General features: G+C 58.1%; 13 protein-coding genes. 8 read left to right on the top strand and 5 right to left on the bottom strand.

What is annotated here, in order from left to right:
• Positions 1-640 precede the first annotated feature (640 nt).
• Both FFH21_RS09160 and FFH21_RS09165 read right to left on the bottom strand, forming a co-directional pair.
• A complete protein-coding gene (locus FFH21_RS09160) occupies positions 641-2,809 on the bottom strand; it encodes a TonB-dependent siderophore receptor (protein ID WP_011168189.1) in 2,169 nt (722 codons plus the stop codon).
• A gap of 185 nt (positions 2,810-2,994) precedes the next feature.
• Entirely contained in the window at positions 2,995-3,903 is a 909-nt protein-coding gene (locus FFH21_RS09165; protein ID WP_011168190.1) for a LysR family transcriptional regulator, read from the bottom strand.
• A gap of 115 nt (positions 3,904-4,018) precedes the next feature.
• On the opposite strand from FFH21_RS09165, the gene FFH21_RS09170 reads away from it, so the two are divergent.
• From FFH21_RS09170 to FFH21_RS09200, 7 genes are all read left to right on the top strand, one after another.
• Positions 4,019-4,447: a VOC family protein gene (locus FFH21_RS09170; protein WP_005731427.1), complete on the top strand. Its 429-nt coding sequence runs from the start codon at positions 4,019-4,021 to the stop codon at positions 4,445-4,447.
• The gene (locus FFH21_RS09175; protein WP_002552773.1) at positions 4,444-5,028 is read left to right on the top strand and encodes a glutathione S-transferase family protein; all 585 of its coding nucleotides are present in this window, start codon (positions 4,444-4,446) and stop codon (positions 5,026-5,028) included. Before FFH21_RS09170 ends, FFH21_RS09175 begins: the two co-directional genes overlap by 4 nt.
• Before the next feature lie 254 nt (positions 5,029-5,282).
• A complete protein-coding gene (locus tag FFH21_RS09180; protein ID WP_011168191.1) occupies positions 5,283-6,821 on the top strand; it encodes a cryptochrome/photolyase family protein in 1,539 nt (512 codons plus the stop codon).
• A complete protein-coding gene (locus FFH21_RS09185) occupies positions 6,818-6,961 on the top strand; it encodes a DUF2256 domain-containing protein (protein ID WP_004658371.1) in 144 nt (47 codons plus the stop codon). Before FFH21_RS09180 ends, FFH21_RS09185 begins: the two co-directional genes overlap by 4 nt.
• Positions 6,962-7,107: 146 nt before the next feature.
• Positions 7,108-7,536, top strand: a complete 429-nt coding sequence (locus FFH21_RS09190; protein WP_002552775.1) for a DUF2231 domain-containing protein — start codon at positions 7,108-7,110, stop codon at positions 7,534-7,536.
• Complete coding sequence (locus tag FFH21_RS09195) at positions 7,533-8,825, top strand: sorbosone dehydrogenase family protein (protein WP_004665873.1); 1,293 nt, start codon at positions 7,533-7,535, stop codon at positions 8,823-8,825. The genes FFH21_RS09190 and FFH21_RS09195 overlap by 4 nt, the downstream gene beginning before the upstream one ends.
• Positions 8,826-9,075: 250 nt before the next feature.
• Positions 9,076-10,275, top strand: a complete 1,200-nt coding sequence (locus FFH21_RS09200) for an MFS transporter (protein ID WP_011168192.1) — start codon at positions 9,076-9,078, stop codon at positions 10,273-10,275.
• Between the two features lie 60 nt (positions 10,276-10,335).
• Here the strand turns inward: FFH21_RS09200 and FFH21_RS09205 are convergent, their stop codons facing one another.
• Both FFH21_RS09205 and FFH21_RS09210 read right to left on the bottom strand, forming a co-directional pair.
• The gene (locus tag FFH21_RS09205) at positions 10,336-11,976 is read right to left on the bottom strand and encodes a methyl-accepting chemotaxis protein (RefSeq protein ID WP_011168193.1); all 1,641 of its coding nucleotides are present in this window, start codon (positions 11,974-11,976) and stop codon (positions 10,336-10,338) included.
• A gap of 288 nt (positions 11,977-12,264) precedes the next feature.
• Positions 12,265-13,260 carry an aldo/keto reductase gene (locus FFH21_RS09210; RefSeq protein WP_004658376.1) on the bottom strand — a complete coding sequence of 332 codons (996 nt, stop codon included), beginning with the start codon at positions 13,258-13,260 and terminating at the stop codon, positions 12,265-12,267.
• Between the two features lie 157 nt (positions 13,261-13,417).
• On the opposite strand from FFH21_RS09210, the gene FFH21_RS09215 reads away from it, so the two are divergent.
• The gene (locus FFH21_RS09215) at positions 13,418-14,140 is read left to right on the top strand and encodes a haloacid dehalogenase type II (protein WP_011168194.1); all 723 of its coding nucleotides are present in this window, start codon (positions 13,418-13,420) and stop codon (positions 14,138-14,140) included.
• Between the two features lie 25 nt (positions 14,141-14,165).
• On the opposite strand, the gene FFH21_RS09220 is transcribed toward FFH21_RS09215, so the two are convergent.
• Positions 14,166-14,684 carry a GNAT family N-acetyltransferase gene (locus FFH21_RS09220; protein ID WP_004665871.1) on the bottom strand — a complete coding sequence of 173 codons (519 nt, stop codon included), beginning with the start codon at positions 14,682-14,684 and terminating at the stop codon, positions 14,166-14,168.
• Positions 14,685-14,809 lie beyond the last annotated feature (125 nt).

The following is a 14,809-nucleotide window of genomic DNA, read 5'->3' on the forward strand; positions in this document are numbered from 1 at the left end:
TTCGCTTGGAATGATCGGTTATAGCAATTGTTTGGATGACGTGAGAAGTCGCGGGTCAATCGGTATGCCGACAACCATACAATGGTACAGGCAAAGCATTTTTTCAAATAAAAAAGGTAACAAAGTAGCCAGTATAATTGTAAATGGTGAAGAGGTGCTGACACATGAAATGACGCGCCAGCGGTCGAAGAGAGCTTTGATATCAGCGCTTCGGCTTCACGGTATAGGACTATTGATAGTGTGTTTTATATCGTTGGCTTTAAATAAATTATCAAGTAAGAATTTGAGTGAATCAGGCAACGATTAAGAATGTTTCGGAGGCGCGTTGTTTTTAGGGTCACTGCAGTAGTAAGAATTGCCTGAGCGGGTTGATGGGTTTCGGCGCCAGTATTCAAGCAACGGATATCGCTGTAAATGCTTCTGGCATCGACAGGGTGCTCAGTCCTGTGAGCAGCATCGACAAGAACACTATCAAAAGCTGGTTCGCCCAAGGCAGTGGTCGTTACCAGCGCCTATATGAGGGATTTCGTAAACTTCGGCGAAATCCCTCAAGGCTCTTCAGTTAGCGGGTCCTCACAATATTTAATGACCGACCATTAATTTTTATGAGCAGGCTGCAAAACATAGCAATCTTGTTTGCTCAAAAGCTGTACTTGGCCGTCAACGCATAGCTGCGCGGGTTGCCGTAGACGTCGGTGGAGCCCCATACCGAGCTTGCGCCAATCGCCGTGTAGTAGGTGCGGTCAAAGATGTTGTTGGCGTTCAGTTGCAAGTCGAGGTTCTTGCTCACCTGATACCCCGCCATCAAGTCTGCGACGGCGTAGCTGCCTTGTTCCAGGCGATAGCTTCCATCGGTGAGCGCGATGTCGTTGTACATGCGGCTCTGCCAGTAGACGTTGCCGCCGACGCGCATCTTTTCCAGTGCGCCTTGCAGGCGGTAGACGGTCGATACCTTGAACAGGTGCTCAGGTGTGTCGGTGTTGAATTGCTGGTTCTTGTTCGCCGGATCGGTGTCCTTGAGGTAGTGGGTGCGGGCATAGGTGTAGCCTGCGCCGACTTGCCAGTTCTCGGTCAGCGCGCCTTGCAGTTCTATCTCGATGCCCTGACTGCGTACCAGACCGGCTGCGTCGTAACAGGTCAGGACCGCGCAGCCCGCTTGGGTCGGTGACTCGGTCTTGAGGTTTTTCTGGTCGATCCGGAACACTGCCAGGCTGGCATTGAGGGCGCCGTTGAAATATTCGCCCTTGATGCCGACTTCATAGTTTTCGCCCACGACGGGGTCTAGCACCTTGCCAGACAAGCTTTGCGCGCTCTGTGGCTGGAAGACATCGGTGTAGCTGGTGTACAGGGAATGATGTTCATCCAGCTTGTAGATCAGCCCCGCGTAGCGGGTCAGATTGCGGGTGACCTTGTAGTCTTCATCGCCAGAGCGATCGTCGTAGTCGTACCAGTCCAGACGGCCGCCGAGGATCAGGGTCAGCGGGTCGGCCAGGCTCAGACGTGTAGTGAGGTAAATCGCGTCCTGAGTGGCGATGCTATGCGTCTTGCCATCGCGGACGAAGTCCGGCTTCGGCGCGCCAATCGGCAGTCCTGTGTCGTAGGGGCTGTATTCCTTGCTGGTCTTGTCGTACACGCGCCTGCTGGTGCCGACCACCACTTCATGGGTGCGCCCAAACGCTTCGACCGGTCCGCTGGCGTAGACATCGAACGCAGTCTGCTGCTCCTCAGGCTTGGACTGATAGGCCGTCGTTTCCAGCGGGCCGTTGTAGCGCGACAGGTAAGTGCCTGAAAACAGGCCGTCCAGCGACGAGCTCGAGCCTGCTACGCGTAGTTTCCAGTCGTTGTCGAAACGGTGCTCCAGCTCACCGAACACGGTGTCTATGCGGATTTTCTTGTTTTCCCAATCCGAGCCGGAATAGGTCGAACGCGGCAGGTTCAGGTGATGGCCGTCAGTGCCGAGTGGGAGGCCGCCCCAGAAGTAATTGGTCTGATCTTCCTGACGAGACAAGCCCAGAGTGGCGGTCGTCGCATCGTTCAGATCGGCCTCCACAACCCCGTAGAAAACGCCGTGATCGCTTTTTTCCTTGTCGCGGAAACTGTTGGCATCCTGGTAGGAACCGACTATTCGGCCGCGTACCGTGCGGCTATCGTTCAGTGGTCCGGAGGCATCGAATACGCCGCGGTAGTCGTCCCAGCTCCCGACCGTGCCGGTGAGGGTGACCTGTGGAACGGCGGTAGGGCGTTTGCGCACCATATTGATCGCCGCTGAAGGGTTGCCAGACCCTGTCGCCAGGCCTGTAGCGCCTCTGATCACCTCGACATGATCGAACATGGCCAGGTTGGGCTGAACGCCTGCCGTGTAGCCCGAGTATGAGGCGGGCAGGCCGTCGTACATGATGTTGTCGATGTCGAAACCGCGAGAGGTATAGGTTTGCCGACCCGGTCCGCTGGACTGGTCCAAAAACAGACCTGGGGTGTATTTCCCCACGTCGTTGATGCTGGTCATGGCCTGGTCGTCCATGCGCTGACGAGTGACGACGGTCACAGCCTGCGGGGTTTCGCGGATGGTCAGCGGCAATTTGGTCGCTGTCTGCATCGGGCCCGTGGTGTAGGACTGACTGTCTTCGGTAGTAGAGCCAAGTTGGTCGCTGCTGATTTGCGTCGCGCCCAGCTCCATTGTCGTCGCCGATGACGCTTCTGTGGCTTGCGTTTCAGCGCCGTAGGCAGCCTGAGAAGTTGCGATCCAGATGCCCATTGTCAGCAGGGCAGGGGTAAAAAGAAAACGGCTTTGCGATTGCTGGCCCGGCATGAACCCGACACTCCCTGAAGCCGTCCTTGGCTGAATGATAATAATGTTGATAACTTTTCGCATTATTGTGGCAGGTTGTTTCTGTCAGAAAAAGACATTGCGAACAAATAGTTAACAAAATTTTCACATTTCCACTGCGAGCACAGGTGCCTCTGTGCCGTACATCAGATGAGCTTTTGGCAGCGCTATCGGTCTTGAAGAGAGGGATCAGGCAGGCATTTTTCCAGCTGTGGAATTGCCCATTCGACGAATGCCTTGACCCGTGGCGAGAGCTGCAAGGCGTGCGGATAAACCAGTTGAATCGGCAGATCTGCCGTTTCGAAGTTATTGAGTACCCTGATCAGGCGACCGTCAGCCAGTTCATCTGCAACCTGGTAATGTATCAGCCGGGTCACGCCCAGACCCTGTATGCAGGCCAGGCTGGCGGCGCGGACCTGATTACAGACCAGTCTGGGTGTGATGTCCTGTATCAACTCTTTACCCTGATGCCGGAAGTACCACTGCCGGCCGTGCGAAGCCAGCGTAATGCACGCGTGCTCAGGCAGGGATTTCGGGGTGTCCAGCAGCGGGGCGGTGCGCAGGTAGCCCGGGCTTGCGCAGCTCACCAGCCGGGTCGCCCCGATCCTGCGCGCGACCATCGCCGAGTCCGGGAGATGGCCGATGCGCAACGCCAGATCAAGGCGCTCGTCGAGCAGAGGCACGATCTGGTCATTGAGGTTCAGCTCGACGTTGATGTCCTGATGCTCGCTGAGAAAGGCGTTTACCAGCGGAGCGATATAACGCTGCCCGAACTCGACAGGTGCCGTCACCCGAAGCAAGCCCCGCACGATGCCGTCGCGGCCATCAAGGCGCTGTTCCATATCATCGAAGTCCGCGAGCATGCGCCGGGTCCAGCGCAAATACTCCTCGCCCTCATCGGTCAGAGCCATGCGCCGCGTGCTGCGGTTCAACAGGCGTACGCCCAGATGACTTTCCAGAGCGGCCAGGGAGCGGACCAGCGACGCAACCGATTGCCCGGTGACATCCGCCGCCGAACTCAGACTGCCGCTGTCGACGATCCGCGCGAAATTGGCCATTGCCTTGAGCCTGTCCATTGCCACCTTCTGATTTGTGCGATTAGTGCATAGGTCTTGTCAGGTCCGCAGCATAGGTGAAAACGCTGCCGTGGCCGACACTTGCGAAACTGCTTCCAACCGGAGTTTCAACCTCATGAGTCTGCAACCCAACCCCGCCCGGATTCTCGCATACGACCACATCGGTATTCGCGTCAGCGACCAAAACCGCGCACTGGCCTTCTATCAGGCCCTTGGTTTTGTCGAGAGTGCGCGTTTTCCACGTTACGAAGCCAACGAGATGCTCAGCCCGGACGGCGTGCGCATCAACCTGATCTTCAATGGCGTTCGCGTGCCCCGTGCTCACAACGTGTTGCTGGATGCCCCGCTGAAACTACCCGGCATGACGCACCCGGCGTTTATCGTCGATGACTTGCAGGCGCTAGAGCGCTGGCTCGACGCGCAGGGAATTGTCGTCACTGAAGGGCCGCACCCCATCGGCCCGCGACGAATTGCACTGTTCATCCGCGACCCCGATGGCAACGTTCTGGAATTCAATCAACTCGTCGATGGAGACACACAATGAAACTGTACGATCTGCAAGCCTCCGGCAACTGCTACAAAGTCCGCCTGTTCGCTGCCCTGGCCCATATCGAGCTTGAAGTGGTCGCGGTGGACTTTCTGAACGGCGAGCATAAAAAGCCACCACTGTCTGACCTCAATCCTCTGGGCGAATTACCTGTTCTACAAGATGGTCCGGTCGTCCTGCGCGACTCGCAGGCCATTCTGATTTACCTCGCTGGCGAATATGGCGGCCTGGCGTGGTGGCCCGCTCACCCTCAAGGCCAGGCCGAAATCGCCCAATGGCTGTCGTTCGCCGGCAACGAGATCCAGCACAGCCTTTGCGCGGCGCGACTGGTGCAGAAATTCGGCGCTGCGCTGAACAAGGCCGAGGCCCTGCAGAAATCGTCTGTTGTGTTGGGGCTACTCGACAAACACCTTGAACAGCATGACTGGCTGGCAATGGGGCGGCCTACGATTGCCGAGTGTGCGGTTTATCCGTATGTGGTGCTGGCACCGGAAGGCGGTGTGGAGCTGGGGGCGTATCCGAGTGTTTTGCGGTGGGTTGAACGGGTGGCGGGGCTGGCGGGTTACCAGTCGGTTTGATTCGGGCCGGTGGCCTGGCATTGATCGTGTAGGTGCCTGCCAGTTGGCAGGACACCACTCGGCCATCGCAGCTGTACCTGCGACAACCATCACAGGTAACTCATCGAAAAACGCTATGAAAATCTTGTACATGAAATTACATTGGTACAAGTTTTATGGCTGCGGAGCATCGGATAGCTGGACCTGATGTGCTGGCTGCAGCCTGACGCCACAGCTTTTCAGATCCTTGCAGACGCCATGCGGAGCCTCTTCCATTGACCCAAGCCCCTCGTCTCCACCTTGTCCTCGGCGATCAGCTTTCCTTCGAACTCGCGTCCCTGAAAGACCTGAACCCAGAGCGCGATACGGTCCTGCTGGTCGAAGTGATGGAGGAGGCGAGCCATGTGCCGCATCATCCGCAGAAAATCGTGCTGATCTTCAGCGCCATGCGTCATTTTGCCGAGGCGCTGCGTGAGCGCGGCGTTCGGGTGCAGTACGTCACGCTCGACGATCCGCAGAACACAGGCTCAGTGCCGGGTGAGTTGCGGCGCTGGCAGGCCCTGCTGCAAGCCAAAGAGCTGCACGTCACCGAGTGCGGTGACTGGCGGCTGGAGCAGTCGATCAAGGACAGCGGGTTGCCGATTCAATGGTATGCCGATACGCGCTTTCTCTGTTCCCGCGAAGAATTTTCGTCGTGGGCGCAGGGTAAAAAGCAGTTGCGCATGGAGTTCTTCTACCGGGAGATGCGGCGCAAGAGCCGGTTGCTGTTGAATGGCGATGGCACACCGGTGGGCGGTGCCTGGAATTTTGATGCGGAAAACCGCAAGGCGCTGCCCAAGGGCGTCGCTGCGCCTTACCCGATGCGCTTCTCGGCAGACGGGATCACTCGCGACGTGCTGACACTGGTAGCTGAACGTTTTGCCAGTCATTACGGTTCGCTGGATGATTTCGATTACCCGGTGACGCATGTCGATGCTCAGGCGCTGTGGGACTACTTTCTCGATTTCGGGCTGGCCGGTTTCGGCGATTATCAGGACGCAATGGCCACTGATGAGCCGTTTCTGTTTCACGCGCGGATCAGCGCTGCGCTGAACATCGGCCTGCTGGATCTGCGCCAGATCTGCAGTGACGTTGAGTCCGCGTACTGGTCGGGCAGGGTAGCGCTGAATGCCGCCGAAGGTTTCATTCGCCAATTGATCGGCTGGCGGGAATATGTGCGTGGCGTTTACTGGCTGAAAATGCCCGAGTATGCCGATGGCAACCTGTTCGGTAACAGCAGGCCGCTGCCGGAGTTTTACTGGACCGGCGAAACGATGATGAACTGCATGAGTCAGGCGATCGGCCAGAGCCTCAAGCATGCCTATGCCCATCATATTCAGCGCCTGATGGTGACCGGCAACTTTGCGCTGCTTGCCGGTATCGTGCCGAACCAGATCTGCGAGTGGTATCTGGCGATTTACATGGACGCTTTCGACTGGGTCGAGCTGCCCAATACGCTGGGCATGGTCATGCACGCCGATGGCGGCTATCTGGGCTCCAAGCCCTACTGCGCCAGCGGCCAGTACATCAAGCGCATGTCTGACTACTGCCGTGGCTGCGCTTACAAGGTCACTGAAAGCACGACTGACGATGCCTGCCCGTTCAATGCGCTCTACTGGCATTTTCTGATGCGCCATGGCGATCTTTTGCGGCGCAACCAGCGTATGGGCATTATTTACAAGAACCTTGATCGCATGGCTGAACCCAAACAGCAGGCGCTGTGGGAGCGAGGCGAGGCATTGCTGGCCAGGCTCGATGCCGGAGAGGCACTTTGAAAAAGAGTGAACTGCCGGTCAAAACCTGTGTGGTCTGCGGGCTGCCGTTTACCTGGCGCAAGAAGTGGGCGCGCTGCTGGGATGAGGTGCTTTATTGCTCTGAGCGTTGCCGGCGAAACAAGCGCACTGCAAGCCAGTAGCGTTTTCAAAATATTTCGAAATGAAAAGTGCTGAACTATCGCTTCGCCAGCATGATCCTTTTCTATGCGCATTCAGCGCGACCCCGACAGGCGAGTGCATTCGCACTGAGCATTGATCCAGGGTCGCCGAACGAAAAGGAGCCGTCATGACCGTAACCACCCATCCCGTCTACCGATATACGCCAGGCCCGCTACACGCGACCTTGCTTGCAGGAACCGTTCCTCTGTTTCTTGGCGGATTGCTGAGCGACATCGCCTACTACCAGACCTTTCAGATTCAGTGGAGCAACTTTGCCGCCTGGCTGATTGCCGGAGGCTTGCTGTTCTGCGGGCTGGCGTTGCTGTTCGCGCTGGTCAATCTAGTGCGTGCGGATCACAAGGCCGGTCGTCCCGTGGTGTACTTTCTGTTGTTGCTGGTCACCTGGGTGCTGGGTCTGGTCAATGCTTTCGAGCATGCTAAAGACGCTTGGGCGGTCATGCCGTCTGGCTTGATCCTGTCGGTTATCGTGACCGTACTGGCCGGTGTTGCGACATGGACAGGGCTGACCAGCCTGCGTTCGGGAGGTGCAGAATGAAGCACTCTCACGCACTGACAGTATTGAGCATGGCGCTGCTGCTGAGCGCCTGTGGTGGCGAAGCGGACAGTACCCAGGCACGCGGGCCGGACCCGAAACTACCGGAACCGCAACGTGGCCTGTTGCCGAGCATGAAGATTGCCGAGCCCGTTGCATGGGGCGATCAAAAGCCGACCGTACCCGAGGGGTTCAGCATCACTGCGATTGCCACCGACTTGAGCATTCCGCGCCAGTCCCTCGTGTTGCCGAACGGCGACATCCTCATCGCCGAAGGTCGCGGCGGCAGTGCTGCCAAGCTCAAGCCCAAGGATGTGATTGCCAGCGTCATCAAAGCCCAGGGCAATACCAAGGTCAAAGGCGGCAATCGCCTGACCTTGCTGCGCGACGCGGACGGTGACGGCAAGTACGAGCTGAAGACAGTCTTTGCCGAAAACCTCAATGCTCCTTATGGCTTGGCGTTTGCCGATGGCAAGCTGTACGTGGCCAATCAGGACGCGCTGGTTCGCTTCGATTATCAGGACGGTCAGACCAAGGCCAGCGGTGAGCCGGTCAAGGTTACCGATCTGCCTTCGGCGATCAACCACCACTGGACCAAGGCAATGACTGTCAGCCCTGATGGTCGCTCCCTGTATGTTGGCAACGGCTCGAATAGCAACGTGACCGAGCGTGGCATGGAAGTCGAAATCGATCGCGCGATGGTCTGGCAGATCGACGCCGCAACCGGTGCCCACAAGCCTTATGCGACCGGTCTGCGTAACCCGACCGCGTTGACGATTCAGCCGGGTACCGGGCAGTTGTGGACGGTGGTCAATGAGCGTGACGAGTTGGGCCCGGACCTGGTTCCCGATTACCTGACCTCGGTGAAGGAGGGCGCGTTCTATGGCTGGCCGTATAGCTATTGGGGCCAGAACGTAGACACGCGTGCCCAGCCACAGAACCCGGCCAAGGTCGCTGCGGCGATCAAGCCGGATTACAGCCTGGGTTCGCACGTTGCCGCCCTGGGTGTGGATTTCTCCATCCCGGCCATGGGTGACAAGTTCGCTGACGGCGTCTTCGTTGGCGAGCACGGCAGCTGGAACCGCGATAATCCGGTTGGCTACAAGGTCATCTTTGTGCCGTTCAGCAATGGACGTCCTGCGGGTGAACCGGTGGACTTCGCAACGGGTTTCCGTGGTGCTGATGGCAAGACTCGCGGGCGGCCGGTAGGCGTGACGGTTGATCCGAAGGGCGCGCTCATCATCGCCGACGACCTGGCCAACACCGTCTGGAGAGTGACCCGCAACAAGTAGGTCACGACTGCCTGAGTGAGCGTTCCCATGCTCTGCATGGGAACGCCTTTCGTGACGCTCTGCGTCACCGACGAAACCTCGACGCAGAGCATCGGCCTGATAGCCAGTTTCCGCAGAAATTATCGCGGGTCGTTGACACAGAATTTCTCTCGCAAGGTGGCTTCGTCAACGCTTTACACGGTAGGGTTACGCGCATCCACGCGCTGGCCCGACGGGTCAGCTGCTGACATCACCGAATTCTGGAACCGCTGTGAGTCGTTTTGAAACTGCTGGAAACCTCGTAATAAAACCCGCTTCATGGTGGGCTGTAGGCAGTGTATCCCTTGGATCATTCGCTACCGTCACTACTGAATTTCTCCCTGTCGGGCTGCTGCCCGATATTGCTCGTGACCTGGGAACCAGCATCAGCCAAGCGGGCTTGATGATGGCTGTCCCCGGCATCCTCGCGGCCATTTCAGCACCTTCCTGTATCGCTCTGTTCAGTCATGTTGATCGCAAGCGCCTGCTGCTGGGGCTGCTGTCGATATTGCTGGCGTCCAACCTGATCGTGGCGCTGTCGACGCACTTCTGGCTGACGCTTGCCGGCCGGGTCCTGCTTGGCTTCGCACTGGGAGGTTTCTGGACGATTGCCGGTTCGCTCGGGCCTCGTTTGAGGCCCGGCAAGGAGGGCGTAAAGGCCACCGCGTATGTGCTGGCGGGCGTCTCGATCGGCACTGTTGCCGGTATTCCGGCTGGCACGTTGATCGGTGAAGCCTTCGGCTGGCGGGCGGCATTTGAAACAGCGGCAGTGGTCACGGTTGCGATAGGGCTGTTGATCGCAGCGTTTTTACCGGCGTTACCGGGCGAGCGCTCTGCCGGCATCAGTCAGATGCTGTCGCTGGCTGGCAAGCAACGCATTCGTCGTATGTTCGCCGCCGCACTGTTGATCTACGTCGGGCACTTCGCGGCTTACACCTACCTCGCGCCCTTCGTGCAGGAGTTCGCGCATATCCAGGGGCAGGCCCTGGGAGCATTGCTCTTCGCCTTCGGTCTGGCAGCGGTGGCAGGGAATCTGGCCGGGGGAGCCCTGGCAGCCAGAAGCGCGCCGTCCTCGGTGCTGATCATGACCCTACTGATGCTGGGATCGTTGACCGCATTGCTGATGTTTGTCAGCAACCCGTGGCTGCTATGGCCGGTGATTCTGGTCTGGGGGTTCGCTTTCGGGATGATCCCCATCACCACGCAGATCTGGTGTTTCGAGGCCTCCAATGACCGCGTGGAGGGTGTTCAGGCGTTACTGGTCTGTGTGGTGAATCTGTCAATTGGCGGTGGGGCGTTCATCGGCGGCGTGGTGTCCGGTCGGGCCGGCTTTACCGCCGCCATAGTCATCGGTGCGGTATGTGCCGCGCTGTCCATGTTCACCGTTGCGCTGGCGATACGTAGCTCCAGGTCGGTCATTTGCACAGACTGATTTGCCGCTAATGAGGTATCCGGCGATGCAGCATCCATCGCCGAATACCTGCTCACACCGTCAGCCTGCGTTGAAAAACGCGACCTTGCGGGTAAGGCGATCTGCAAGCTGTGCCAGCTCTTCGCTGGCGCTTGCCACCTGCTGCGATCCATTGGCGGACTTGAGTGTCGAGTCGTGAATGCTGTTGATGTTCATGGCAACGTCTTCTGCCACCGAGCTTTGCTGAACCGCAGCGCTGGCGATTTGCGCATTCATGTGATTGATCGCGCCCACTTCCTGATTGATTCTGGACAGAGCACTTTGTGCGTTGCGTGTCTGGTCAACGGCGCGATTGACCAGTTCGCAGCTGTCGCGCATGTTCTGCGCCGCAGTTTCAGTACCGCCTTGCAGCGTGCTGATCATGTTTTGAATTTCCTGGGTCGACTGCTGGGTACGATTCGCCAGGGAACGAACTTCATCGGCGACGACCGCAAAGCCTCTGCCGTGCTCACCCGCACGGGCTGCTTCAATGGCCGCATTAAGCGCCAGCAGATTGGTTTGCGAGGCAATCGAGTTGATCACCTCGATCACCGTTTCGATCTGCTCGCTGTGCCTGGACACCTGCTCCACAGTATTTGTTGTTTCAGTCAGCGTGGCCGCCAGTTGCTCGATGGCAGTGGTAGTGCCTTCGACGAGTCGGTTACCGGTCGCCACTTCGCTGTCTGCCAAACGTGCAGCATCTGCCGCCTGTGCTGCATAACCCGAGACTTCATTGACCGTGGCGGCCATCTGGCTGATGGCGGTCGCCACCTGTTCGGCTTCACGGGTCTGCACCATGATCTGGGTATTGTTGGCAGAGGAGGCCGCCGACAGCACGGTGGATGACTGGCTGACCTCCTGGGCAGCCGTCCTCACCTCGGTGATGGTTTCCGAGAGACGAGTCAACGCGATTTTCAGTACGCCCATGACACTGTCGGGATGCGCGGTGGTGATGGTTTGCTGCAGATCGCCGGCCGCCAATCGTCGAATGGCCTGCGCAACCTCTACAGGCTCCGCGCCAAGCGTCTTTTTCACAAAGCGAATGATGAAAACCGACAGCACGATACTCAGCAGCACGGCGAAAGCCGTTGCCAGCAGCATCAGGCCACGGAACTGGCTGGCGGTCGCCTGCACATTATCCAGCTGAACCCTGATCGAGGCTTCCTCATGGTCGATGAGCGCGTTGATGCGCTTCAGCCATTCGCTGTAGTCCCCCGAGGTCTGGCTCAGCAAAAGGGCCTGGGCACCGGCGATGTCACCGGTACGGCGCAATGCAATGACGCTTTTGGTAGAGCCCAGCGTCTGCTGTTCGATTTCCTTGATGCCACGCAGCAGTTGCCGCTCTTCGGCACTTACGGTCGGCCTGGAAAACAGTTGATCCATCGGTGCAGCCGAATCGATGTAGTCCTTTTCCAGCCGGGTCATCTCTTCCAGATGGAGCGCGAGGTCCTGATCATTGTTGACCAGCACCGCATCGCGCAGGGCGATCGCCCGGTTATGCACGCTGCCACGAAAGTTGATCGCATAGCGTTGCACCTTTGCGGCATTGTCTCCAACGTCTTCCAGGGTGCTGTCGATGAAGCCAACCCGCTGAATGCCGACAGCGGTGATCAATATGAGCAGTGAAACGACCGCGGCAAACCCCAAGCCGATGCGGGTAGCCAGAGAAACCGGATTTTTCATGGAAGGAACTCGAGCGGGGGAAGTGGATAAAGTCGAATCAAGCGCTGGCAAACGGCCATTCATTGCGAATAGTCAGACAATACCGTGCAGCCGGTCGGTCGCCCAATAGATATTTGCGTGCGGCGAGATAGGCAGGTGTTATTTCAGAAATGTGTGACGGTTACGAGTGCTGTGATGTTGTCTTCGTAATATAAGCGTTGCTGGTCACCGTTCTATCGGATGACTGCGGTCCATCAGGTTACCGGCGACGCTGTAACGTTCGCCGGCGTCGGGTTTCTGCTGTGCGGATCAGACGAATCCGGTCACCAGATGCGGTACATAAGGTGCCTCAAGGCGTTGGATCTCTTCGTCGCTGAGCACCAGCTCCAGTGCGGCGATGGCATCGTCCAGTTGGGACGCTTTGGACGCGCCGACAATCGGCGCTGAAACCCCTCGTTTGGCCAATACCCAGGCCAGTGCGACCTGCGCCATCGGCACACCCCGTTCTGCTGCGACCTGTTCCACAACGTCGATCACCCAACCGTCTTCTTTTTCCGTCGCCTGGTAAAACGACTGACCGGAAATGTCGGTCCTGGTCCGCTCGGTCTGCTGCCCATGGGGCCGGGTCAGCCTGCCACGCGCCATCGGGCTCCAGGGCATCAGGCCGACACCCTGATCGATACACAGCGGGATCATCTCGCGTTCTTCTTCGCGATACACCAGATTCAGATAATTCTGCATGGACACAAACTTGCTCCACCCGTGCGCGACTGCGACCTGCTGGGCCTTGGCGAACTGCCACGCATACATGGACGAGGCGCCGATGTATCGGGCTTTGCCTGCCTTGACCACATCGTGCAGGGCTTCCATGGTTTCCTCGATGGGCGTGTCATAGTCCCAGCGGTGAATCTGGTACAGGTCGACATAATCAGTGCCGAGCCGCGTCAGGCTCGCATCGATACTGGACATGATGGCTTTGCGCGAGAGCCCTTTCTCGTTGGGCCTTGTCGAGCCTTCCCACATGTTTGCCGGGAAGAACACCTTGGTGGCGATCACGGTTTCGTCGCGGCGCGTGAACTCTTTCAGCAACTTTCCGACGATGGTTTCCGAGGTGCCTGCCGAGTAGCTGTTGGCGGTGTCAAAAAAGTTGATGCCTTGCTCGACGGCGTGCTTGATGATCGGTCTGCTTGCTTCTTCGCCCAGTGTCCAGGGATGCGTTCCGGCATCAGGTTCGCCGAAGGTCATGCACCCAAGGCACAGTCTGGAAATATCCAGCCCTGTGTTTCCAAGCTTCACGTAGTTCATGAATTCTCCATCCATCGTTGATTGGCCAGTCGCCGACCGGTTTCGATATCACTCATTACCTCTTCAACGAGGGCAATGTCTGCCCGGAAACGACTGTCCTCCGAGCGACTGCTTGTGTAGAACTATAAGCGACGATACACATTACCGGAGCGATAATATGGCCAGATTTGAACAGGTAGGCTTTCTCGGGTTCGACGTATTCGGCACTGTTGTGGATTGGCGAGGTGGTGTGGCACGCGCCGCCGCGCCCTTTCTGCTGCGTCATGGCGTGAACGTCGACCCCCTCGATTTTGCCGATCAATGGCGCGGGCTCTACCAGCCTTTCATGCAGCGCGTTCGCTCGGGTGAGCGTCCTTTCGTGACACTTGACGTGCTCAACCGGGAGAGTCTGGAAACCGTGCTGGCACGGCACGAGGTAGATTTCGGCAGCATTCCGGATACCGAACTGATTGAGCTCAACAAGGCCTGGGAACGGCTGGATCCATGGCCCGATTCCGTCGCCGGCCTCACGCGGCTCAAGCGCAGGTTCTCGATTGGCACGCTTTCCAACGGGCATATTGCCGGCGTGCTCAACCTGTCAAAGTTCGCTGGCTTGCCGTGGGACGTGATTGTCGGCGCGCAAATAGCGGGCTCTTACAAACCAACGCCGCAGACCTACCTGAAATCGGCAGACGCCGTGGGCCTGCCCCCGCAAGCAGTCGCCATGGTGGCTGCGCATAATTCCGACCTCGCGGCTGCCCGTGCGAATGGCTTCAAGACTGTATTCGTCCGACGCCCGTCCGAGCACGGGCCAGGCCAGACGTCTGACCTTACTGCCGAACAGGACTGGGACGTTATTGTCGACTCTCTGACCGACGCAGCCGAGGCGCTCGGATGCTGAACGCAGATAATGGCTAGGGGATAACTTACTCCCGTAAATCCTTCCACATATGCACCTTGGAGACGAACCGGCTGCCTACGGCAACTGCAAGTGGTTCAACGCCAAAGGTCACAAAGCCCATGCGCTCATAAAGCCCCTGTGCTGCGGCATTACCCTGCGTGACGGTGAGCTGTACGACCAGAAGCTCAGGACGGGATCTGGCATGCTCGAGCACGCTGCACATCAATTGGTAGCCAATGCCTCTGTTTCTGTGAGCCTGAGGCACATACATCCCGAACAAGGTTGACTTGTGCCGGGCCTTGTTTCGGGTTTCAACGGACAACCCGGCTACGCCCAGCAGTTTGTTGTCTTCGACGGCGGCAAACACTGCTTCGGTCGACGCATTGCTGTTATCCAGCCTGTTTTCCCACCATTCGCCAGGCAGCGTTTCACGCTCTTTCACATCTGAGGTAAAGGCGTCCGGGTGGCGATCATATGCCTCAAGCATCAACGCGCGATAAGCCACTGCATCGGTCGGGGTCAGTCGTCGGTAAGTAAGGGTCATGAAAGCAGGATTCGTCTGATTCAAGCGTTGAGTATTGCACCCGGAGGCGGGAAAAGTCTTAACCGCACGCTGGGTTTTAAACAGACGTCTGGTTCGCGCAGCAGTGCCGTTTGACGGACACTTTG

The sequence above is a fragment of the Pseudomonas sp. KBS0707 genome (assembly GCF_005937945.2).
Taxonomy (GTDB): Bacteria; Pseudomonadota; Gammaproteobacteria; order Pseudomonadales; family Pseudomonadaceae; genus Aquipseudomonas; species Aquipseudomonas amygdali.